Annotated in this window: 21 protein-coding genes; 12 read left to right on the forward strand and 9 right to left on the reverse strand. The window is 41.1% G+C overall.

Annotated features, from left to right (window positions below; translation table 11 throughout):
- Positions 1–33: 33 nt before the first annotated feature.
- Together pyrH and frr are read left to right on the forward strand one after the other, a co-directional pair.
- On the forward strand, positions 34–738 hold the full coding sequence (gene pyrH, locus FO440_RS08700) for a UMP kinase (protein ID WP_144247799.1): 705 nt from the start codon (positions 34–36) through the stop codon (positions 736–738).
- A 44-nt stretch (positions 739–782) separates the two neighbouring features.
- Positions 783–1346, forward strand: coding sequence for a ribosome recycling factor (gene frr, locus FO440_RS08705; protein ID WP_144247800.1), 564 nt, complete (start codon positions 783–785; stop codon positions 1344–1346).
- A 57-nt stretch (positions 1347–1403) separates the two neighbouring features.
- Here frr and FO440_RS08710 read toward each other — a convergent pair whose 3' ends face one another.
- Positions 1404–1835 carry a hypothetical protein gene (locus tag FO440_RS08710; protein WP_144247801.1) on the reverse strand — a complete coding sequence of 144 codons (432 nt, stop codon included), beginning with the start codon at positions 1833–1835 and terminating at the stop codon, positions 1404–1406.
- An 89-nt stretch (positions 1836–1924) separates the two neighbouring features.
- On the opposite strand from FO440_RS08710, the gene FO440_RS08715 reads away from it, so the two are divergent.
- Positions 1925–3700, forward strand: coding sequence for an ABC transporter ATP-binding protein (locus FO440_RS08715; protein WP_144247802.1), 1776 nt, complete (start codon positions 1925–1927; stop codon positions 3698–3700).
- Between the two features lie 127 nt (positions 3701–3827).
- Here the strand turns inward: FO440_RS08715 and FO440_RS08720 are convergent, their stop codons facing one another.
- From FO440_RS08720 to FO440_RS08735, 5 genes are all read right to left on the reverse strand, one after another.
- Positions 3828–5126, reverse strand: a complete 1299-nt coding sequence (locus FO440_RS08720; protein WP_144247803.1) for an MFS transporter — start codon at positions 5124–5126, stop codon at positions 3828–3830.
- A gap of 186 nt (positions 5127–5312) precedes the next feature.
- Positions 5313–7421, reverse strand: coding sequence for an ATP-dependent DNA helicase RecG (recG, locus tag FO440_RS08725; protein WP_144247804.1), 2109 nt, complete (start codon positions 7419–7421; stop codon positions 5313–5315).
- A gap of 10 nt (positions 7422–7431) precedes the next feature.
- Positions 7432–7812, reverse strand: coding sequence for a RidA family protein (locus FO440_RS08730; RefSeq protein ID WP_144247805.1), 381 nt, complete (start codon positions 7810–7812; stop codon positions 7432–7434).
- 51 nt (positions 7813–7863) lie between these two features.
- Positions 7864–8007: a DUF6728 family protein gene (locus tag FO440_RS24375; RefSeq protein ID WP_186292606.1), complete on the reverse strand. Its 144-nt coding sequence runs from the start codon at positions 8005–8007 to the stop codon at positions 7864–7866.
- Between the two features lie 107 nt (positions 8008–8114).
- Positions 8115–9458, reverse strand: coding sequence for an OmpA family protein (locus FO440_RS08735; RefSeq protein ID WP_144247806.1), 1344 nt, complete (start codon positions 9456–9458; stop codon positions 8115–8117).
- Between the two features lie 152 nt (positions 9459–9610).
- On the opposite strand from FO440_RS08735, the gene FO440_RS08740 reads away from it, so the two are divergent.
- Positions 9611–10900 carry an aminopeptidase P family protein gene (locus tag FO440_RS08740; RefSeq protein WP_144247807.1) on the forward strand — a complete coding sequence of 430 codons (1290 nt, stop codon included), beginning with the start codon at positions 9611–9613 and terminating at the stop codon, positions 10898–10900.
- Positions 10901–11056: 156 nt separating this feature from the next.
- Here the strand turns inward: FO440_RS08740 and meaB are convergent, their stop codons facing one another.
- The gene (gene meaB, locus FO440_RS08745; RefSeq protein WP_144247808.1) at positions 11057–11959 is read right to left on the reverse strand and encodes a methylmalonyl Co-A mutase-associated GTPase MeaB; all 903 of its coding nucleotides are present in this window, start codon (positions 11957–11959) and stop codon (positions 11057–11059) included.
- Between the two features lie 84 nt (positions 11960–12043).
- Here meaB and FO440_RS08750 point away from each other — a divergent pair, with 84 nt between their 5' ends.
- The gene (locus FO440_RS08750) at positions 12044–13099 is read left to right on the forward strand and encodes a glycosyltransferase family 4 protein (protein ID WP_144247809.1); all 1056 of its coding nucleotides are present in this window, start codon (positions 12044–12046) and stop codon (positions 13097–13099) included.
- Positions 13100–13104: 5 nt separating this feature from the next.
- On the opposite strand, the gene FO440_RS08755 is transcribed toward FO440_RS08750, so the two are convergent.
- Positions 13105–13824, reverse strand: coding sequence for a glycosyltransferase family 2 protein (locus tag FO440_RS08755; RefSeq protein ID WP_144247810.1), 720 nt, complete (start codon positions 13822–13824; stop codon positions 13105–13107).
- A gap of 130 nt (positions 13825–13954) precedes the next feature.
- Between FO440_RS08755 and FO440_RS08760 the strand changes: the two genes are divergently transcribed.
- From FO440_RS08760 to FO440_RS08790, 7 genes are all read left to right on the forward strand, one after another.
- The gene (locus tag FO440_RS08760; protein WP_144247811.1) at positions 13955–14833 is read left to right on the forward strand and encodes a glycosyltransferase family protein; all 879 of its coding nucleotides are present in this window, start codon (positions 13955–13957) and stop codon (positions 14831–14833) included.
- On the forward strand, positions 14830–16005 hold the full coding sequence (locus FO440_RS08765; RefSeq protein WP_144247812.1) for a glycosyltransferase: 1176 nt from the start codon (positions 14830–14832) through the stop codon (positions 16003–16005). The genes FO440_RS08760 and FO440_RS08765 overlap by 4 nt, the downstream gene beginning before the upstream one ends.
- Positions 16005–17144, forward strand: a complete 1140-nt coding sequence (locus FO440_RS08770) for a glycosyltransferase family 9 protein (RefSeq protein WP_144247813.1) — start codon at positions 16005–16007, stop codon at positions 17142–17144. The genes FO440_RS08765 and FO440_RS08770 overlap by 1 nt, the downstream gene beginning before the upstream one ends.
- A gap of 47 nt (positions 17145–17191) precedes the next feature.
- The gene (locus FO440_RS08775; RefSeq protein WP_144247814.1) at positions 17192–19027 is read left to right on the forward strand and encodes an ABC transporter ATP-binding protein; all 1836 of its coding nucleotides are present in this window, start codon (positions 17192–17194) and stop codon (positions 19025–19027) included.
- 87 nt (positions 19028–19114) lie between these two features.
- Positions 19115–20071 (forward strand): nucleotide-diphospho-sugar transferase, encoded by a 957-nt coding sequence (locus tag FO440_RS08780; protein ID WP_144247815.1) that lies wholly within the window; start codon positions 19115–19117, stop codon positions 20069–20071.
- A 15-nt stretch (positions 20072–20086) separates the two neighbouring features.
- On the forward strand, positions 20087–20992 hold the full coding sequence (locus FO440_RS08785) for a glycosyltransferase (protein ID WP_144247816.1): 906 nt from the start codon (positions 20087–20089) through the stop codon (positions 20990–20992).
- Positions 20992–22056 carry a glycosyltransferase family 61 protein gene (locus FO440_RS08790; RefSeq protein ID WP_144247817.1) on the forward strand — a complete coding sequence of 355 codons (1065 nt, stop codon included), beginning with the start codon at positions 20992–20994 and terminating at the stop codon, positions 22054–22056. The genes FO440_RS08785 and FO440_RS08790 overlap by 1 nt, the downstream gene beginning before the upstream one ends.
- Here FO440_RS08790 and FO440_RS08795 read toward each other — a convergent pair.
- Entirely contained in the window at positions 22053–23123 is a 1071-nt protein-coding gene (locus tag FO440_RS08795; protein WP_144247818.1) for an acyltransferase, read from the reverse strand. The two genes, FO440_RS08790 and FO440_RS08795, sit on opposite strands and share 4 nt — an antisense overlap.
- Positions 23124–23254: the final 131 nt, after the last annotated feature.

Consider the following 23254-nt stretch of genomic DNA (forward strand, 5'->3'; position numbering starts at 1 on the left):
AATTACATATTTTTGATAAATCCCATACCATCCATGAAATATAAAAGAATCTTACTTAAGCTTAGTGGCGAGTCGCTAATGGGCGACAGGCAATACGGCATTGATAACAAGCAGGTTTTACAATACGCGCATGATATAAAAGCTGTTAAAGATAAAGGAATGGAAATAGCGGTTGTTGTAGGTGGGGGAAATATCTTTAGGGGATTAAGTGCCGAAAAATCAGGCATGGAACGTGCCCAGGCAGACTATATGGGTATGCTGGCCACCGTTATCAATTGCATGGCCCTGCAAAACGCTTTAGAAAGTATTGGTGTTGAAACCCGTTTGCAATCGGCCATTAAAATGGAACAGATATGCGAGCCTTATATCCGCCGTCGTGCCATGACCCATTTAGAAAATGGTAAAATTGTAATATTCGGCGCCGGTACCGGTAACCCTTATTTCACTACAGATACTGCGGCATCGCTTCGCGCTATCGAGATGAAATCAGATGTGGTACTGAAAGGTACCCGTGTTGACGGTATCTATACAGCCGACCCGGAAAAAGACCCAAGCGCTACCCGTTATGACGAAATTACTTTCCAGGAAGTTTATGACAAAGGTTTGAACGTAATGGATATGACCGCCATAACCCTTTGCCAGGAAAATAAACTGCCTATTATTGTGTTTGATATGAACAAACCTGGCAACTTCATGAAAATTGCCGAAGGTGAACCAATAGGAACACTGGTTAAATAAGGCTATTTCACAGATTTTACTATTTTTGTCAAAAAAATAAAGCAATGAGCGAACTCATTAAAAAACAAGTAACCGAAGCTAAAGCGGCGATGGAACGCGCTATTGAACACGCGGACAACGAGCTGAATAAAATACGTGCCGGTAAAGCAAGCCCGTCTATGTTAGACGATATTTATGTTGATTACTACGGTGCATCAACCCCGTTAAGCCAGGTAGGCAGCGTTAATACGCCTGATGCACGTACCATTGTTGTACAGCCATGGGAAAAATCATTGTTGGGTGCTATCGAAAAAGCTATCATGGAAGCTAACCTTGGTGTTAATCCACAAAATGATGGTGTGATCATCCGCATTAACGTACCTCCGTTGACAGAGGAGCGCCGCCGCGACCTGGTTAAAAAAGCCAAAGGCGAAGCCGAGAACGGTAAAATTGCTATCCGCAACGTACGTAAGGATGCCAATGAAAAGATCAGGAAACTAAAAGCCGAAGGTGTATCAGAAGATGAAATGAAAACAGGCGAGGGCGAGATACAAAAACTGACAGATGCCTATATTGTTAAGGTAGATCAGTTATCAGAAGCCAAAGAAAAAGATATCATGACGGTTTAATACCGGTCCAAATTAATACAAAAGGCCACCCGGAATTTTCGGGTGGCCTTTTTTGTTTCAGTTTATTTCTTCGACGGTAAAAAATGGTAAGCCTTTATCGTTTTTTACGCCTTGGTAAACTGTGCATTTCATCTTAATGATTTTCCGCGATTTGAGTTTGTTTAAATTGAGGCCCTGCTGCACCGTGCCATAATAAAAAGGAGTTGGGCAATTAGCGATAGAAAAATCAATATCGGTACCGCCAATGCCGCCCTCGCCCTTAAAATCAATATTGGCGTATTTTTTACCGTCGATTATTTTCTTTTTGTGAAGTTGCTCAATGATTTGAGGATTGTTGGTTTCAGTAAAGCCCAGATAGGTGGCTTTTACAATTGCTGTAGCTTTCCCATTTTTAAAATGTAGCGGCCCTAAAAAGTCGCATGGTTTTTGGGCTGATGACTTGAATGATATCAAAAAAAGGATAAGCGCGTATGTTACAGGTAGTTTCATAAGCGTCAAGTTAAGTAAAAATGGATATAATGTCAAATTAAAGGGAATGAGCTACTTAGCCACTCCCTTTTTTTATTTTTGCGGCATATATGAAAATACTTTTATCATACCTAAAAGATCATCGCTGGACGGTAGTGCTTGCTTTAGTACTTGCGGGCTTCAATATTGGCTTCTCGCTGGTTGACCCTATGATCACACGCAATATCATCGATAATTACATTGTACCACCACACTTGCCACCACACCATGCATACTTTACATTTGAATACCGTTTACACGGTTCGCTGATATTAGTTGGTTTGGCTTTGGGTGCGGCAATGGTATCGCGGATAGCAAAAAATTTCCAGGATTATTTCACCAATATCATTGTGCTTAAAACAGGCGCAGCTATGTATGGCGACGGGTTAAAGCACTCGCTTGAACTGCCTTACCAGGTATTTGAGGACCAACGCAGCGGCGAAACACTTGGCGTTTTACAAAAAGTGCGTTTGGACTGTGAAAAATTTATTACCTCATTTATCAGCGTGTTGTTTGTGAGTTTGGTAGGGATGATATTCGTAATTGTATATTCGCTAAGTGTTAACTACAAAGTTACTTTGGTATACTTTGCCGCTATACCGATTATAGCTTTTGTTAGCTCGGCTTTAAGTAAACGCATAAAAACCATTCAAAAAAACATAGTTGGCGAAACTACGGCTTTGGCAGGGTCTACTACTGAGTCTTTAAGAAATATCGAACTGGTAAAAAGCCTTGGCTTAGCCAGCCAGGAAATAGAGCGCCTTAACAAAACAACTTTTAAAATCCTCGATCTTGAGCTAAAAAAAGTAAAATTTGTACGTAGCATGAGCTTTATACAGGGTACTATAGTAAACTTAGTACGTAACTGTATGGTGGTAATTTTGCTTATGTTGATTTTTAAAGACGAGCTAACTACCGGTAGCTACCTGCAGTTTTTATTCTACTCTTTCTTCCTGTTTAACCCTTTGCAAGAGTTAGGTAACGTAATCCAGTCATGGCGTGAAGCACAGGTATCTTTAGCTAATTTTAAGAAGATAATTGAAACGCCTATTGATGTTAAACCGGAAAAACCGGTATTGGTTGAAAAAATCACCAAACTGATATTTAATAACGTAACGTTTAAACACTTAACCGCTAACCGCAACGCGCTTAACCATATTACCTTTGAAACCAATAGCGGCGAAACCATCGCTTTTGTTGGTCCATCGGGTTCGGGTAAAACCACGCTGGTTAAATTATTGGTGGGCTTATACCAGCCTTTAGAGGGGGATATCACTTACAACGGTATTGCCAGCAAGGAAATAGACCTGGATCAGCTGCGCGAGAAAATAGGTTTTGTGACCCAGGATACCCAATTATTCTCGGGTACTATTCGCGAAAACCTGTTATTTGTACGCCCTGATGCTACTGATGAAGAGTGCCTTGACGTATTGCAACGTGCCGCATGCCAAACCCTAATGGCCCGTGCCAGCAATGGCCTGGATACCATAATAGGCGAGGGCGGCGTAAAAGTTTCGGGTGGTGAGAAACAGCGTTTATCAATCGCCCGTGCATTGCTGCGCCAGCCTGATCTGTTGGTATTTGATGAAGCGACATCATCATTAGACTCGCTGACTGAGGAAGAAATAACCGAAACCATTAAGGACGTTTCTGAGTTTCACAACCATATCACCATTTTGATAGCGCACCGATTATCCACCATTATGCATGCCGATAGGGTATATGTGCTTGAAAAAGGCAGGATCATTGAATCCGGCAAACATACAGAGTTGTTAGAGCAGAAAGGATTATACTATGCCATGTGGAGACAACAGATCGGTGAGAAATTTACGGCTGGAATAGATTAGTTATTTTATACTTTAAAATAAAATTGTCATTTCGAAACGAGGAACGAGTGAGAAATCTTATACAAGCGATCAGTGATATGGCGTTTAAGATTTCTCGCTATGTTTCGAAATGACAAGAAAGTAATCTTTATATAGCAATCTCTTCCTTAGCCTCAGGCGACGAGATCTCGTTTAATGATAACGGAATTAGTTTCCTGGTTTTAAAGTAAGTAATACTTACGATCAACAAAGTCATGCTACCACCAAATAATACAGATGGTACTGTACCCAGCAATTTAGCCGCGGTGCCTGATTCAAAGGCGCCGATCTCATTAGACGAACCGATAAACATTTGATTTACTGCCGATACACGGCCGCGCATACTATCGGGTGTTAAGATCTGCATAATGGTACCGCGGATCAATACACTGATGCTGTCAAAACCACCCTCGGTAAATAAGAATAATAGCGATAAATAGAAATTACGCGATAAAGCGAAGCAGATAATGGATAAGCCAAAGCCTGTAACCGCTATCAATAAATTACGCCATGGTTTGCCCATAGGCGAGATCCTGGCCATGGCCAGCATAACCAATACCGCGCCTAACGATGATGTAGCACGCATAATGCCCAAACCTTGCGGGCCTACGTGTAAGATCTCATTAGCAAACACTGGTAACAAAGCCACCGCCCCGCCAAAAAATACCGAGAACAAATCAAGGCTCATAGCGCCTATCATCATTTTATTATGGAACACAAAGTGGATGCCTTCTGACAGGCTTTCCCAGATGCTTTCTTTTGGTACATAAACGGGCGGGTATCTTTTCAGGAAGAACACGCAAACCAAGGCCACGGTTAAAAATACAATGATCACGCTAAACGTTACCGTGATGCCATAAAAACCATACAGCAACCCGCCAACAAGCGGACCTAATATCGAGGCAATTTGCCAGCTCGAGCTGTTCCAGCTGCTTGAGTTTGGATAAATTTCTTTTGGTACGCTGTGCGCCATAATGGTAAAGGCTGCCGGGTTGTAAAACGCGCGTGCAACCCCATTACAAAACACCATCACATATAAAATTGGGATGATCCACCCGGCGTGAATATAGCTTTCCATACTTTTTAAGGTGATGGTAAACATGACGATAGACGAGATCAGTACCGCGAAGAATACGAATAAAAGCATCTTCTTTTTTTCTGATTTGTCCGCAATGTAACCGCCATATAAAGCGATACCGATGGACGGAATAGCTTCACTTAAGCCGATCAAGCCTAAAGCGAAAGCGCTTTTGGTTAACTGGTATACGTAAAAGCCTAAAATAACGGCCTGCATCTGGTAAGCAAAGGTGAAGAAAAATTTCATGCCCAGGTATGAGCGGAAATCTTTATAACGTAAAGCTACGAAAGGGTCCTTTTCAGGTAGCGGTTGACTAGCGGGATCTGCCATGCGACAAATTTACGATTCGGCAGTGAAGATTTGAGATTAAAAGATTCTAATACGGCAAAATGATAATGTGATGAAATAAGATTGTCATTTCGATACGAGGTATGAGTGAGAAATCTTAGACAAGCGATCCGTAGCATGACGTTTAAGATTTCTCACTTCGTATCGAAATGACACATAGATTTAACTCTATGAGATCTTATCCCAACTCAACCCTGCATTCTTAGCCTGGAACGCCAAGTTCAATATTTGATTTTCGGGCGAGGCCAATTGCGGGTCTACGGCAAAGATGTCTTCTACGCATTTGCGGCATTGCATGAGTAGTTCCTGGTCGGTGGTCAGGTCGGCAACTTTTAGGTCAAGCAGCCCGCTTTGTTGTGTGCCTTCAATGTTTCCCGGGCCGCGTAATTGCAGGTCGGTTTCGGCAATCTCAAAACCATTATTGGTTTTAACCATGGTATTTAAGCGGATCCGCCCTTCAGGGCTTAGTTTTTCCTTGCTCATTAAGATACAGAAGGATTGCTCGGCCCCGCGCCCTACACGGCCGCGTAACTGGTGCAATTGCGATAGCCCGAACCGCTCGGCATTCTCAATGATCATTACCGAGGCATTGGGTACATTTACACCTACTTCTATCACCGTAGTGGCTACCATTATCTGCGTTTCGCCTTTAACAAATCGCTGCATTTCAAATTCCTTTTCGGCAGGTTTAATTTTACCGTACACAACACTTATCCTGTATTGGGGTAACGGAAACTCGCGCGATATTACTTCATAGCCATCCATCAAGTTTTTAAGATCAAGCTTCTCGCTTTCTTGTATCAGCGGGTATACAATGTAGATCTGCCGGCCTTTGGCTATTTCCTCTTTCATAAAGCCAAACATCCGCAGGCGGCTGTTCTCATAATAATGAACAGTTTTGATGGGTTTACGCCCGGCAGGCAGCTCGTCAATTACAGAAACATCCAGGTCACCATATAAGGTCATGGCCAAAGTACGCGGGATAGGAGTAGCTGTCATCACCAAAATGTGCGGTGGCACAGTATTCTTTCGCCAAAGTTTGGCACGTTGTTCTACGCCAAAGCGGTGCTGTTCGTCAATAACCACCATACCCAGGTTTTTGTATTGCACCTTGTCTTCAATAAGGGCATGGGTACCGATGAGTATTTTAAGCTCGCCGTTCTCCAGTTTTTCGTGGAGTATCTTTCTGTCTTTAGGCTTGGTCGACCCGGTAAGCAATGCGACCTCTACAAAATCATCGCCCACCAAGCTTTTTATAGTTTGATAATGCTGACTCGCCAGGATCTCGGTAGGTGCCATAATGCAGGTCTGAAAACCATTATCAATAGCTATCAGCATACTCATTAAAGCCACAACAGTTTTACCGCTGCCTACGTCGCCCTGCAATAGGCGGTTCATCTGTACGCCCCGCTGGCTATCCAGCCTGATCTCTTTTAAAACTTTTTTCTGTGAGTTGGTTAATTCAAACGGGAGTTTATGGTGGTAAAACTCGTTAAAATACGGCCCCACTTTATCAAAGATATTGCCCTTGAATTTTTGTACCCGCAGTAACTTATTCTTTAACAGTTTTAATTGTAAAAAGAAAAGCTCTTCAAATTTTAAGCGATGTTTGGCTTCGGCAAGTTTAATGGCATCCTCGGGGAAATGAATATTTCGATAAGCATCGGCCCTGGTCATTAGCTTAAATTTGTTCAGGATGTAAGCAGGCAGGTTTTCGTGGATCTCGCGGCCGTATTGATCTAATAAGCCGGTTATCAGCTTTTGCAGGCCTTTGCTGTCTAAGGTAAATTGCTTGAGCTTTTCGGTCGAACTGTATACGGGCTGCAGGGTCATATTCCCTTTACGCTGCATTGCCTCGGTCGAATATGGATCAAACTCGGGATGCGACATCTGGGCTTTGCCGTTAAATGATCCCGGCTTACCAAACAAGATGTAGGCCTTGCCAACTACCAGGTTTTTCTCAACCCATTTTATCCCCTGGAACCATACCAGCTCCATCACGCCGGTTTCGTCCTGTACCTGGGCTACCAGCCGCTTGGTATGCTTTTCGCCCAGTATTTCTTTATGGGTTAAACGCGCAATGACCTGCACATAGGGCAGGTCATGCTGGATATCTTTTATTTTATAATACCGGGTACGGTCAATATGCCTGAAGGGGAAATGCTGTAACAAATCTTCCAGGTTTTTTATGCCCAGTTCTTTTTTCAGCACATCGGCACGGGCAGTACCAACGCCCTTTAAATATTCAATGGATGTTTGAAATGACTGACCGTTCAAGGGTTGTTTATCAGGCTTTAACTGCTATTACAGAAATTTCGACACTTACACCTTTAGGTAAGGCTGATACCTGTACTGTTTCGCGCGCAGGGAAGTTATCTTCAAAATATGAACCGTAAACTTCATTTACTTCAGCAAAATCGGCCATGTTGGTTAAAAATATGGTGCTTTTAACAATGTGCGTAAAATCGGCCTTTGCCTGGGTTAGTATGGCGCCAATGTTTTCCATCACTAAATGTGTGGCGGCGGTAATGTTATCAGTAACCAACTCGCCGGTAAAAGGGTGTAAAGGTATTTGCCCTGATACAAAAATAGTATTGCCTGCTTGTATAGCCTGGTTGTATGGCCCAATAGGTGCAGGGGCATCGGTGGTATTAATTACTTTTTTCATGTTATAATTGATGATTGTTTTGCCGGCCGGATCATCAGCGGGCTGTGGATGTTATTTTTTTAATATGAACCAGTAGATCAGTTTCCAGATTATCCCCAGCAAAAACACAGTTATGGCAATGGCATTGATGGTATGCATTACCTTTAAATTAAAACTTGTTGGCCTGTTTGGGTCTTTTTTGCGGAAAAAGTACATGCTGCAAATTTAATAAAATTTCGCTTGGAGTATTATCTCATAAATATAGTTAAACAAAAAAGGCTCCCCAAATTGGAGAGCCTTTGTATTATTTAACTGAATTCAAATTATTTTTTGAATTGTACACGGCGGTTTAATACACGTCCGTCTTCAGTTGAGTTGTCAGCAATTGGGTGAGTTTCACCGTAAGCTTTAACTTTGATCTTTTTAGCATCAACACCAGAGTTAACTAAGTAAGTTTTTACTGAGTTAGCACGGTCTTTAGATAAAGCTAAGTTGTGAGCAGCAGTACCTTCAGATGAAGCGAAACCATCTAATTCAACTTTAGAACCTGATGCACGTAAGTCAGAAGAAGTAGCATCTAACACTGGGTAAGATGAAGTTCTTAATACTGAGCTATCAAATTCAAATTGGATGTTAGAGTAAGCGGCAGCTGGAGCAACTTTAGCAGTTGTATCTGGTTTAGGGAACACGATAGCGCAACCAGAACCGTCAACCACTGTACCAGCAGGAGTGTTAGGGCATTTGTCAAATTGATCAGCAACACCGTCACCGTCAGAATCTTTTTTCAGATCGTTAACTGCGTTTTCAACGTTAGTAACACGACCTTTTAATGCCTCAACTTCTTTACGTAAAGCTTCGTCATATAATTCGTCATACATCATAGCTACCGGGTTAACCCACTCTAAGTTCGGTTTTGATTTTGAACCTAAAGTGAACTCTAAACCAGCATAACCGTAAGAGTAGTGATCTTTAGTAGGGTAACCTTTTTTAACGCCGTCAAAAATATCGTCGTCAACAAAGTTTTCGTTGTAACCTAATTTCAAGCCAACAGCGTCAGAGAATCTGAATTTAACACCAGCACCTACAGGTATTACAAATTCAGTAACGTTGTTAGGATATTCTGCAGAAGCTGTAGTTGGGAAACCAGGAGTGTTAGCACCAAATACAGTTGGTTTGAAGCTTACGATACCTGCACCTGCATTAACGAAGAAGTTAATAGCGTTTTTACGGCGTAAGTAATCAATAGTAGCAACGTTTACAACGCCGCTGATAGTTCCTTGAAAAAATTTGGTAGAATAGCCAATGTAGTTGTTACCTGTAACACCATCAGTGATGTAAGGAACATTGCCTGAATTACCTTTTACTTTACCGGCATTAACATCTAATTGCAAAGCAAAAGAGTGTGCCAGTTGTTTTTTAATGTCGATACCGAAGCCTAAGTCAACTTTGTTGCCATTGAAATCGCTTGATCCGCCAGTTGCAAGAGCGCCTGATGTTGCACCAACGTTAAATCCAATACTCCAGGTATTGTACTGTCCTGCACCACCAAATACCTTGGCAGTGGATGTAGTCGACGTTGTTTCAGTGGTTTGAGCGTTTGCTGCGCCTATAGCCATCAAAGAAACAAGAGAGAGTCCGACTGTTTTTTTTAATGTAGAATAGTTCATAGTTTTAAGATTAAACAAATGTTTTAATTGTGATTTTTTCCAAAAATAGTAATTATGTTTGAAACGGTTACCAAATACTGTTCCAAAAATTATAATTCTAACACAAAGAAATGAAAAATGTTCTATAAGTAGTACAAAATAAAATAAATACAATGAAATATTTACCTGTCGAAAATAATTTATTTATTAATAATAGAAAAAATTTCGTTTCACGCATAAAACCATCATCTTTGGCGATATTTCATGCTAACGATGAGTTCCCACGTAGTGGAGATCAGGCCTTTATCTTTAAGCAGAACCCTGATTTTTTCTATCTTACGGGTATTGACCAGGAGCAAAGCATCCTTTTGTTATTTCCTGATTGTCCTAATTCTGCATACAGAGAAGTACTTTTTTTAAGACAAACCAACGAACACATAGCTGTTTGGGAAGGACATAAGTATACAAAAGAGGAAGCCAGGCAGGCATCAGGCATTGAAAGCATTTATTGGCTGAGCGATTTTGATAATATATTACATAGTATTATAAACTATGCAGATAATATTTATATCAATACAAACGAGAATGACCGCTTTAGCTTTTCAGTACCCTATCGCGACCTGCGCATGCTTGAGGCTTTACGTGTAAAATACCCGCTGCATCATTACGAAAGGTCTGCACCCATAATGCGTGACTTGCGCCCGGTAAAGTCTGAAACAGAAATTGAACTGACCAAAAAAGCCTGCGCCATTACTAAGGATGCTTTTGAGCGTGTATTGAAATTCACCAAACCCGGTGTTACCGAATATGAAATTGAAGCGGAGATCATTCATGAATTTATCCGCCAGCGGGCTACAGGGCATGCTTATAGCCCAATCATTGCTTCGGGAAAGAATGCCATTGTATTGCATTATATTGATAATAACCAGGTTTGCAAGGACGGTGATGTGATATTATTTGATTTTGGTGCAGAATATGGTAACTACAATGCAGACATGAGCCGCTCTATCCCGGTAAACGGCCGTTTTACCAAGCGCCAGCGTGAGGTTTACGATGCTGTGCTGCGCGTGATGAAGGCCGCCACCAAAATGATCGTTAAAGGCGCGGTATGGAACGAATACCATGATGAAGTTGGCAAAGTAATGACCGGCGAATTAATTGGCCTGGGTCTGCTAACCAAACATGATGTGGAGAAACAAGACCCTAAAATGCCGGCTTATAAAAAATACTTTATGCACGGCACATCACACCATTTGGGTTTAGATGTGCATGATTACGCCAGCCGTTATAAACCGTTTGAGGTGGGTAACATACTAACCTGCGAGCCGGGTATCTATATTCCTGCCGAAGGCTTGGGCATCAGGCTTGAAAATAATATCCTGATAACGAAAGGCGGTAATATTGATCTGATGGCTGATATTCCGTTAGAGGCAGAGCATATTGAGGAGATCATGAATTCTTAATATCGGATTTCGGATGTTCGATTTTCATCCGCCGGATAAAGCGTCCACGCTTTATCCCCCCAAATTATGAGCGTCCACGCTCATGACGTAATACGTAAGCGTGGGCGCCTACCATGTAGTTCAGTAAAGCGTGGACGCTTTACCGGGCTAAGATTTTTAAGACGCAAAGTATTGCGTCTCTACGAAATGATAAAGGTTAAATCCTTCAGTTTTTAAAGCTTCAGCAAGATCCTGCTGGAGCTTTTTTTTGTCGATATCGGCCATCCGTTTTTGCTGGATGAGTTTGTATGCTTTTTCGGTCAGCAAAAATTCTTTTCGGGTATTTTTAATGTCTTTAGCGGTTAAAATAAAGTCTGCCACTTCGTTAATGCCGGCATTGGTTGTGGCTACAGTTTTAAAAACAGGTGTTTCTGTAGTTTCTTTTTGATGGATGATCTTTTTAAGGTTATTGGCAAACAGATCGGCATCATCCCTGTCGGCCTTATTGATAATGAAGGCGTCGGCAATTTCCATTAGGCCCGACTTAATATTCTGGATCTCATCACCCGATTCGGGCACCAATACCACAAATGTCAGGTCCGCCAATCCCGCAATTTCAATTTCCGACTGTCCTACGCCAACGGTTTCTATCAGCACATAATCAAAACCTGCCGCGCGCAATACATCAGCCATTTCAATAGTTTTGGCCGACAGGCCGCCCAATGATCCGCGCGTAGCTAACGACCGGATAAAAACATTAGTATTATTAAAATGATTGGTCATCCTGATCCTGTCGCCCAATAAAGAGCCAAAATTAAACGGCGAAGTAGGGTCGATAGCCAGCACAGCTATTTTATTGCCTTTGCTAACCAGTTGTTCTACCAGGCTGTTTACCAGTGTGCTTTTGCCGGCACCGGGAGGGCCGGTTATACCTATTATAGGTGTAGTTTTTATATAGCGGAGATTCTTTAATAACTCGTTTGCACCGGGCAGCTCATTCTCCACCACAGTCAACGCCCGCGCTACCGATTTAAAATCGGTACAGGTAATATGAAGTGGTTTATGAGATGAAGCTGCCATTAATGGATTTGGATACTGCAAATGAATAAAAATATCGCAACATAAATCAATATAATCTCTATAATTGCAGCAAAGCGCCAATTAATGTCAAAGCCCGCAGTACTTGTAACGTTCGATTCGATGAAGAACCCTAACTCGGGTTATTTCACTTACGGCAAGGGCCTGGGCGACGCGCTGATAAAAGAAAACAATAACAGGTTTAAGCTAACTTATTATATGTTTAAAAATACCATCTATTTTTTTAATAAGATGGTAGATATTATTTTTTTATACCGTTTTCATCGCATATTTTTTCCGTATTATAATAAGTTTGATGTGGTGCACTTTACAGACCAAACCTGCCGCCTTAGGCCTTACCGTGTAAACGGCAAAAAGATCATGACCATACATGATATTAATAAGGTGCACCTGCCGGGCAGTAAACCAAATAAAATCAAAAAGCACATTGATAAGCTGCGTTATTTTGCATCGCTGTGCGATAGGGTGGTCACCATATCACAATTTGTAGCCGACGATATCTTGCGGTTTATCCCCGAGCTGAAAGATAAAATAAGCGTGATATACAATGGTGCGGAAAAACTGTCCGTGCCCGAAAATCATCACCCTGGATATCTTCCGAAAAAGCCCTTTTTATTTACTGTAGGATTGTTGTCACCTCAAAAAGGCTTTCATTATATCCCCTCGCTTTTACAGGGTAATGATTATGAATTGGTCATATCAGGTATTGAAACCCCGCACAAGGCCCGCATTATTGAAGAAGCGCAGAAATACAATTGCCTTGACCGCGTAACCATTACCGGGCCCATAAGCGACGACGATAAAGCCTGGTACTTTAAAAACTGCAGCGCTTTTGTGTTCCCCTCAATAGCCGAAGGTTTTGGATTGCCGGTAATTGAAGCGCAGTATTTTGGTAAGCCGGTGTTCCTGGCAAAAGCTACGTCATTACCCGAAATAGGCGGCAGTGAAGCTTATTATTTCGATAATTTTGAACCTGAACATATGCAGGCGGTTTTTAATAAGGGGATGAAAGATTACGCAGATAATAACCGTGAGTCGGCCATTATAGCAAATGCTAATAAATTTTCGTGGGAGAAAACAGCACAACAGTATATGCAGCTGTATGAGGATTGTTTGAAATAATAGTATTATTCCACCTGTTTTTGCCCCTTCAAATTTTTTTTAAATCGCCAGAACAAAAAGCGCAGCCAAATTTTATTACCGAAATATTTGCGCACCAGTCCGCCCCTTTCTTTTTCAAAAACTTTATCAACAGATGTGCTTGATACCCCGGTCTGGTTAAAGTTGGCAACCAGATGGTCTTTAAACTCAAAGTGAAACTCGCCGCTGTTATACAATTCCATGTTTAAAGCGTAGTCGGCTGATATTTTATAGCGCGTGTTAAAAAGGTATTTATCAAACACCGCCTTCGGGTAGATCATAGCCTGGTGACAAAGGCCGTATTTGGCAAAACCATACTCATTTACCGGAATGGTTGGCCCGCCTAAGGTCATTACCCGGCCGTAATATATGGTGTCGTTATTTTTAAGTTCATAAGCCAGTTGGGTAAAATCGGCGAAGAGTATATCATCCGCGCCTAAAAAATATACCCAATCGCCGGTAATGTGTTTAACGCCTTTATTCATGGCATCATAAATGCCGGCGTCTTTTTCACTTTTCCAGTAGGCTATCCTGTCAGTATTAGCCTCAAGTATCTTAACCGTTTCGTCGGTGCTTAAACCGTCGATCACCACAATTTCAATAGCCGGATATTTTTGCTGATAGATACTATCTAAACAGGCCTGCAATGTTTCAGCTGCATTGTAGGTAACTATAATTACAGATATTTTTGGGGTATTGGCTTTCACAATTTTCCGAGTGGTTAATATGTCAATTATTTATAACGAGTAGCGTATATTTGGCGCTTGCCGTTTAATACTGTAACGCAAAGTAAATACTTTATTTAAGTACGCTGTCAAATAAATATAATATCACTAAATGAAAGTTGCAGGTTTTACTTTTATACGCAACGCGGTAAAAAACGATTATCCTATTGTTGAGGCCATTACCTCTATTTTACCCATTTGCGATGAGTTTGTTGTTGCCCTGGGTAACAGCGAAGACGAAACCGAGCAATTGGTATTAGGTATTAACTCGCCAAAAATTAAGATCATCCATACCGTTTGGGATGAAAATAACAGGGAAGGCGGCGCCGTATTCGCGGTGGAGACAGATAAAGCTTTTCATGCTATTTCGCCGGATGCCGACTGGGCCTTTTATATCCAGGGTGATGAGTGCGTGCATGAAAAATACCTGCCGGTAATAAAAAAAGAAATGGAAGACAATTTGAATAATAAAGCCGTAGAAGGCTTGTTATTTAAATACCTGCATTTTTATGGGTCGTATGATTATTACGGGCATTCGCGCCGCTGGTATCGCCGCGAGATAAGGGTGTTGCGCAATAACAAAGCTATCCACGCCTACCGTGACGCGCAGGGCTTTAGGTGGGACGACAGGAAGATCAACGTAAAACTGATTGACGCTTATATTTATCATTATGGCTGGGTAAAACCTCCGGCCGGACTAAAACACAAACTGCGCAGCTTTAATAAGTTTTACCATGACGATGCCTGGATTGAACAGAACGTACCCGAAACCTACGAGTTTGACTATAAAAATGCCGACAGGCTGATCCCGTTTAAGGATACGCACCCGGCCGTTATGAAAAAGCGTATAGCTGCCACCAACTGGCAACTGGACATTGACCTGGGTAAACTGAAAAAGAAAATGACCCTGCGCAGGCGGGCATTGCAAAAAATAGAAGATTTAACGGGCTGGCGCGTTAGCGAGTACAGAAACTATAAATTGCTTAAATGAAACGGATCCTTTACTTCTTTCCGGATAATGTTGGGCAACAAACCGCTGGCAATAAAACCCGGGCCATACAACTCTTAAAGTATTTTAAAGAGAAAGGTTACCACGTAGATTTTGCCAGCCTGAAACATGAAAAGGCAGACCAGGACACCGAGCAGGATACCATCGACTTTTTGATCAATAATAAATTGGCCGATAATGTTTACCTGTTGCCGCGTAAACCCGGTAAGGGCAACCCTGTTATATACTTTTTGAAATATAAGCTATGGGACCTGGTCTATTACTGGTTTGCGTATCCTTTAAGGTCAAATATTCCTACGTTTTTAACTATCAGGCTTAAACATGCTTTTGAGGATATTTTAAGGGCTAATACCTACGATGATATCATTATCAGCTATGTTACCTGCGCCGGGCTGGTGTCAAACAAGTCATTATTAAAAGGGGCCAAGACCATTATTGATACGCACGATTTTATTACCGCCCAGTTTAAATACAAAAAGCGGTTTAATTTGGGTGTTACCTTCCAGGATGAAATAAACCGGTTAAATAGCTTTGATGAGGTATGGGCCATATCGCACGAGGAACAATATGTTTTTGGCCAGTTCTGTACAGCCAACATGAGGCTGGTACCGTTAATGATAGATACAGATCACTTAACCGGGAAGCCTGCGGCGGAAAAAAAGTACGACCTGATCTATGTAGCCAGCGACAATGTACATAATAAACGGTCGGCGGATTGGTTCTTTGAGCATGTTTACCCGTTATTGCCTCAAGATATCCGGATTTGTGTGATCGGGCTGATCAACAGGTCTATCCCCGAAAAATATAAAATTGAGCGCGTTGCCTATGCCGAAAGCCTTGACGATTATTATGCCGCTTCAAAAATTGCGCTTTGCCCTATGTTAACCGGCACCGGCGTTAAGGTAAAGGTGGTTGAGGCCCTGGCGCATGGCCTACCAGTTGTAAGTACCTTACGGGGTATTGACGGCTTGCCAAATAAAAGGCTGAACGGTTGCCTGGTAAGTGACGACCCTGCCGGGTTTGCCCGAAACATTATTATCCTTTTAAATAACAAAGAAGAATATACCACGCAAAGCACTTTTGCAAAAGAGCTGTTTAACAACAGTTTTAGCAAAGCAGTGCTTTATAAAGAGTTGGACAGCGCATTTAAATAATGGATATCCAGAACCGTAAATTATTTAGGTTAACCCGTTTTGTACTGCTTAAGCTGCCGGCGTTTTTTAGGTTTCTGGCTAAGTTCAGGAAGACTAAAAAGCGTTTGTTGCTGATAAAGACAGATGCCATTGGCGATTACATTTTGTTCAGGAATTTTATCGAGATCCTAAAGCGATCAGAAAAGTATAAGGATTATCAAATAGATCTTTTAGGCAATACCATTTGGCGCGACCTGACTGAAACTTACGATAGCCAATTCTTAAACGCGGCTTACTTTATAAACCCCAGAAGCTTTTACGAGGCCCCGCTTAAAACCCTTAAGCAAGGCTGGCAATTGTTTACCAATAACTATGAGGTAGTATTACAGCCAACTTACACCCGCCTTTTTATAACCGATGGTTTTGCAGCGCTTACCGCTGCTAAGCAGATCATAGGCTATGAAAGTGATAACGAGGGTATAGTACCCCGCTACAAAAAGAAAACTGATAAGTTTTATACGCAACTACTGCCGTTACCTGCAGACAGCTATTTTGAGTTTAACCGCAATGTGCATTTCTTTCAAACGGTTTTAGGCGAAAAGATCTATCTGACATCGCCACAAATAAAAACTGATGCGGTGGCTAAAAATGGCATTGCCATACTGCCGGGCGCGGGCGCTTTTAAACGTGGCTGGGAGAATGACAAGTTTTTACAATTGATAAAACGCCTGCTGCAACAAACCAAACAGCCTGTTTATTTAATAGGCGGCCCTGCCGAGGTTAAGGCCGGCGATTATATCATGCAGAACCTTCCGGCAGGAAGTATTGATAATCGCATCAACAAAACATCATTGCCGCAATTGATAGAACTGATAGGCGGTTCGGGCTTGTTAATTGCCAACGAAACCAGCGCTATCCACATGGCTGTTGCTACACAAACGCCATCGGTATGTATTTTGGGCGGCGGGCATTTCGAGCGGTTTGCGCCTTATCCTGCGGGGACTGCAAACGCGCCGATTTGCATTTATGATAAAATGCCTTGCTACCACTGCAACTGGCTCTGCATTTATAAAACAGAAAGCCATGATCCGTTTCCGTGTATCTCAAACGTCGGCCTTGAAAATGTATGGCAGGCAACGTTGCCTTTGCTTACCTCATAACACTAATTGAATTTTTACGTTAACTTTGCAGACTTTTATAATAGTTAATGAAAACATACTTCCGGCTACTTTCATTTGCCAAACCAATTGAAAAATTTGCTATCCCATATATCATCTTCACGCTTTTATATGTGTTTTTCAGCACCATGGTACTGGCCCTGTTAGGCCCGCTGTTAAATACCTTATTTATTACAGATCATGCCGCGCAAACAAAAGTAGTACTGTCTGCAAATGCCCCCTCTATATTGCACATGCAAGCTATGTTTGAGTATTATCTGCAATACTACATTAATAATTATGGCTCATGGGGCGCTTTGAAATTTGTATGCGGGGTTATTATAGCAGCTGTTATATTAAGTAATTTGTTCAGGTATCTGTCGCAGCGTATTATGGAAAATTTGCGTTTGCACACGTTATTGAACTTGCGCCGTACGGTATTTAACAATATTATGGATATGCATCTTGGCTATTTTAATAATGAGCGTAAAGGTGACATTCTTTCAAAGATAGCGTCGGATGTACAATTAGTACAGTTTTCTGTCACAGGTACGTTGCAAGTTGTATTTAAAGAACCAGCTACTATGATAGCTTTTTTGATTACATTATTTGTCATCTCGGCAAAACTTACTTTATATTCTTTACTGGTCATACCTATATCAGCATTTGTAATATCAAGAATTGTTAAACGCTTAAAAGCACAGGCAATAGCCGGACAGCAATCATACAGCAACATGATCAGCTACCTGGATGAGGCACTTTCAGGCATAAAGATAATTAAAGCGTTTAACGCGACAGATTTTATAAAAAAACGCTTTAATGATGAAAATGAAAAATATTCATATATAGGCCGTGCCATTGCAAGGCGCCAGCAATTGGCATCGCCTATATCAGAAACGTTATCTGTTACCATGATCTCGTTTATAGTCCTTTATGGCGGCTATTTGATATTAAACAAACGATCTGACCTTAATGCCGGCCAGTTTATTGCATATATTGCGCTCTTCTCGCAATTGATGCGCCCGGCTAAATCCATATCAGATTCTTTCAGTAATATCCATAGTGGTTTAGCCGCCGGCGAGCGTGTTTTGGGATTAATAGACGAAAAACCATTGATCAAAGATCTGCCTGACGCGGTTACAGTTACAGATTTTAATAGCGGCATCTATTTTAAAGATGTATCCTTCGCTTATCAGGAAAAGGTGGTATTGTCTGATATTAATTTCACGGTGCCTAAAGGTAAAACCGTGGCGTTGGTAGGGCCGTCGGGCGGTGGTAAATCTACACTTATGGACCTGATCCCCCGGTTTATGGATCCGCAATCAGGAACTATATTTATCGACGATAAGGATATTAAACACATTACTGCGACATCATTAAGAGCTTTAATGGGGGTGGTTAACCAGGAATCTATTTTATTTAATGACTCCATTTATAATAACATAGCATTTGGTAACCCCAACGCTACACAGGCCGAGGTTGAAGCGGCAGCACGTATTGCCAATGCCCACAATTTTATTTTAGAAACAGACGATGGTTATAACACTAACATTGGTGATCGTGGTACCAAATTGTCGGGCGGGCAGCGCCAGCGCATCTGTATAGCACGGGCGATATTGAGTAACCCGCCAATAATGTTGCTGGACGAAGCCACATCTGCGCTGGATACCGAATCAGAAAAACTGGTGCAGGGCGCTTTGAATAACCTGATGAAGAACCGCACTTCGCTGATCATTGCACACCGTTTAAGTACTATCCAAAATGCCGACATTATTGTGGTGTTAGAAGCGGGCAAAATTGTCGAGCAAGGCAACCACCAGGAATTGATGAATCATAACGGAGTATACCGCAAGTTAATTGATATGCAGACTTTTAGTGATGATTAATAAACCACATTGAGTTTATTGTTTCCCGGCTTTAGTATTTGTTTGCTTTGAGAGTAAGCTTAAGTTTTATGATTTAGCCTGTTTTTTATGAATGAGCTTAAATACCCCTACAAAACCAAATCGGCTGTTCTGTTCATTATATTTAATCGCCCGGCAGAAACTGCTGCTGTATTTGAAAAAATAAGAGAAGCGCGGCCGCCGCGTTTATATATCGGAGCTGACGGCCCGCGTGCCGGCAGGCCCGGCGAAGACGAAATTTGCCGGCAAACCCGCGAAATAGCAAGTAATGTTGATTGGGATTGCGAAGTAAAAACCCTGTTTAAAGATGCCAATGTTGGCTGTAAGCTTGGCGAAGCAACGGCCATGCAATGGTTTTTTGATAACGAAGAAGAAGGGATTATTTTAGAAGATGATACGCTGCCTTCTAACAGTTTTTTCAGGTTTTGTGATGAGATGCTGGACAGGTATCGTCATGACACCCGGGTAAGGATCATTACCGGCTCAAACTTTCAGCAGGGGAAAAAATGGGGCGATGCCAGCTATTATTTTTCAAACCTGATCCATTCATGGGGCTGGGCCGGCTGGAGGCGCGTATGGAACGAATATGACATGGATTTAAAGCAGTATGATGAAAAAGACGTAAAGAAAAAATTAGCCAATGTTTTTAATGACCAATTGATCATCGATACCTGGCATGATCTTTTTGTACGTACCAAGTCAGGCAAGATTGATACCTGGGATTATCAGTTTGGCTTCAGTAATTTTTTTAATAACGGGCTTTGCATAATACCAAATTATAATTTGATCACTAACATAGGGTTTGGTGCTAACGCTACAAATACTTTTAACGAAGGCAGCGCGTTCTCAAAAATGACTTTAGAAGAGATCGGTGAAATTACCCATCCCTTATATATTCTTCCTGAAAAGGAGGCAGACCTGTTTACGCTACATAAGGAATTTTACATTGTCGAAAAAAAACGTCAGAATTTGCGCCGCAATCGCTTTAAACGTTGGGTGCGATCGCAGATAATGAAAAAAAAATAATTAATTTGTTTTTCTATGAGGCCTATACCTATTATTTTCTTTCACTACGGTAACTCCGATTATTTAAAGTACAGCCTTAAGCAAGCCCGCTACTTTAACCCGGATGCCGAAATTTATCTTATCGGCGATAAGAGCAATAATAAATATTCTTTTGTAAAACATGTAATGGCTTCTGATTTTTCAGACGCTGGAGCACAGTTTACACCGGTTTATAAACATCAATCGCCAAACAGCTATAATTATGAATTGAATTGTTTTTTACGGTGGTTTTATGTAAGGGACTTTTGCAAGGCTAACAATATTGAAGCTTTTATTTATTTAGACTCGGATGTGTTGGTTTTTCAGGATTTTACAAAGTTAGTACCACTGTTTAATAAAGCCCGTATAGCCAATACCTGCGAAGAAAATGGTGTTCCGGCCTTTACTTATTTCAAAGATTATAAAACCATCAGCAGCTTTTGCGATTATATGGTTAAAAGCTATACGGAGAAGGCTGCCGTAGCCAGATTAGATTCAATTTATGAGTCATTTGAAAATGATCCTGAAATGGTAGGCGGCATATGTGACATGATATTGTTCCATCTTTATTTTCATGATCATCCGGAAGGGGCGTTAAAAGTTGATTTTGTTACTGATGATATTGCCATTGATAGCAATATTAAACGCCCGGATATTTATGAAATGGAAAATGGCTTTAAAAAAATATATTGGAAAGAGGGCCTGCCATACGGAAAAAACGCGGTAAGCGGTAAATTGATCAGGTTTGCCGCGCTGCATTACCAAGGTAATGCTAAAGATGTCATGCGTCAACACTACACCGCCGGAGGATATCGCGTAGCTAAATATTTAGAAGATAGAGGAGTTAAAAGCAAGGTGAAACAGGCTAAAAAGTCAATTAAAGGTTTATTTAAAAACAAGTAATGCTATTATACCCGTCTAAAACAATAAAAAGGAAATTTCCTGAAAATTATAAAGAAGGCGAGCTGGATTTTTGCCGGCCTGAATTTGAGTATGATACCAAAAACGCGCAGCTTTTAACCTTTAAAAAATGCTATGTCAGGTTTAACGGCTATTTGTATGATAGTAACTATAATATAGTTGAAGCAGCTTTAATAGATATTGATAAATACCGTCCCACAAGTTTATTTATACGCTACAAAAAGCTGATCTTAAAACCTAAACGCAGGCTTGCACGCAATCAAACTTACCTTTTGGCATTTGATGAATGGTCGGGCAATCATTACCATTGGATAACTGAGGTATTGCCAAGACTAATAGTAGTGGCCGACCAATTGCCAGGATATATACTGTTGCTGCCCGATATGCCTTACGTACGCAATGTAGGTGTTAAGCTGATGGAATACGCGGGTTTAAAGCCGCTGGGTATTGAGTGGATCCAACAGAAGGAAATAGTTAAAGTACCTGAGCTTAAATTAATAACATCTGTTATACTGTCCGGCCGCATTCATGACGACCTGATGAAGCAGGTACAAAACCGTTTTTTAAGCCTGCCTCAGTTGGCCCAGGCACCACCGGCCAGGCGCAGAATTTATATAACACGTGCTAATGCAACTAACCGGCGCGTATTAAATGAGGATGAAGTAGTAGCCGTTTTAAAACAATACAATTTTGATGTAGTTGCTTTTGAAGGCTTAAGTATTGATGAGCAAATGCAATTAGCTAACAGCGCATCAATTATGGTAGCCATACATGGCGCCGGTTTAGCTAATGCCATTTTTATGCAAAGCAATACAGCTGTGCTTGAGTTTAGGCGCGATAAAGTTTACCATAATCAATGTTATTGGCATTTATCATCTTCTGTTGGGCAAAAATTTTACTATTTGTTTGGCCAGCCCGATAGTGATAATGTTATCGAAGGTTTAGATGCCTGTAATTTAACTATCCCTATAAAACAATTGCAGTTAACCATAGCGCAGATGATCAAAGATGAGCAGGCAAATGATGCTGTTAAGGATAACGGCTAATTGCCAATCAGTTTTTTTGCCCGGGTTTTGTTTAGCAATATCACAATACCGAGCGTTATACCGTAAACCAGTATAAAATCTGTCAATTTTAGCGATAAATATCCCGGTACGCTTAAATGTGGCACATCTATATTGAAATGAATAAATATCTCCGGTAGTACAATTACAACAATTATAAGGTGTATAAGATATATACCAAATGTTGTTTGTCGCGGGTTAAGGTAGTTGATAAACTTAAAATTTTTAATTTTTAGCAATAAAACAAAAGCCGCGAGTGAGAATAAAATATTACTGATACGTAAAGTATTAAGCGGATCAACACTGGTAGGGGTTAAGCTTAGCATTTCATAAATAGCCGCTGTAAACATCACTAAGTTTAAAATAATTAGTAACGTATTCGGTATTTTCTCTATCGACTTTTCAAGCCATTCCCAGTGCCTTCTCATTTGAGCACCCAGCCATAAAAAGAAAACAAAGCCCAAAATAGCGGTGGTATGCCATGGCGATACCCATTCATAATGAATATTTATAGTATAAAAAATAGTAAACAGGCACAGTATTGTTCCCAGGTAAATTGAGTACAGGTACCGCCTGAAAACCAATAAGATAGTGAGGCTTACTATAAAGTTAATAATGAACCAATAATTGCTATATAAATAAGTGAGCTTAACGTTTTCAAGTATATTGGCCATGTTAAACCGCCCGTCATGATATATACGGTTTTTAACATAGAGGTTTACAAGCACGCAAAGCAAACACACTGTTGACCAAAATAACCATGGCCAAAATGTAGAAGCCATACGGCGTTTAAGGTATTGTGCAGGCGAATACTCGGAAAACTTCTCGCTTATTAAAAAACCCGCCAGCAAAAAGAAAATTACGGTGCCAAACTTAAACAGTTGTATCATGATAGTGTACGCCCAGTATTTTGGCGTGCCGTAAGCAAAGTCATAAGCGCCGGCAGCTACGCAATGTTCGGCCACTATACTCATCATCGCGATGCCGCGGATAGCATCTATAAACTGGTAGTTTTTCTTGGCAGGGGCTTCATTAACTAAATTCTGCATAGGCAGCAAAGATATAATTTGCGATTATTAACGTCTGTCACAATTATATAGTACTAAAAAAAGCAGCAGGAAATGCTGTAAATGAAAAAAGCCACCCATTACAGGCGGCTTTAGCATTTATTATTCATTGA

This window comes from Mucilaginibacter corticis, assembly GCF_007558865.1.
Taxonomy (GTDB): domain Bacteria; phylum Bacteroidota; class Bacteroidia; order Sphingobacteriales; family Sphingobacteriaceae; genus Mucilaginibacter; species Mucilaginibacter corticis.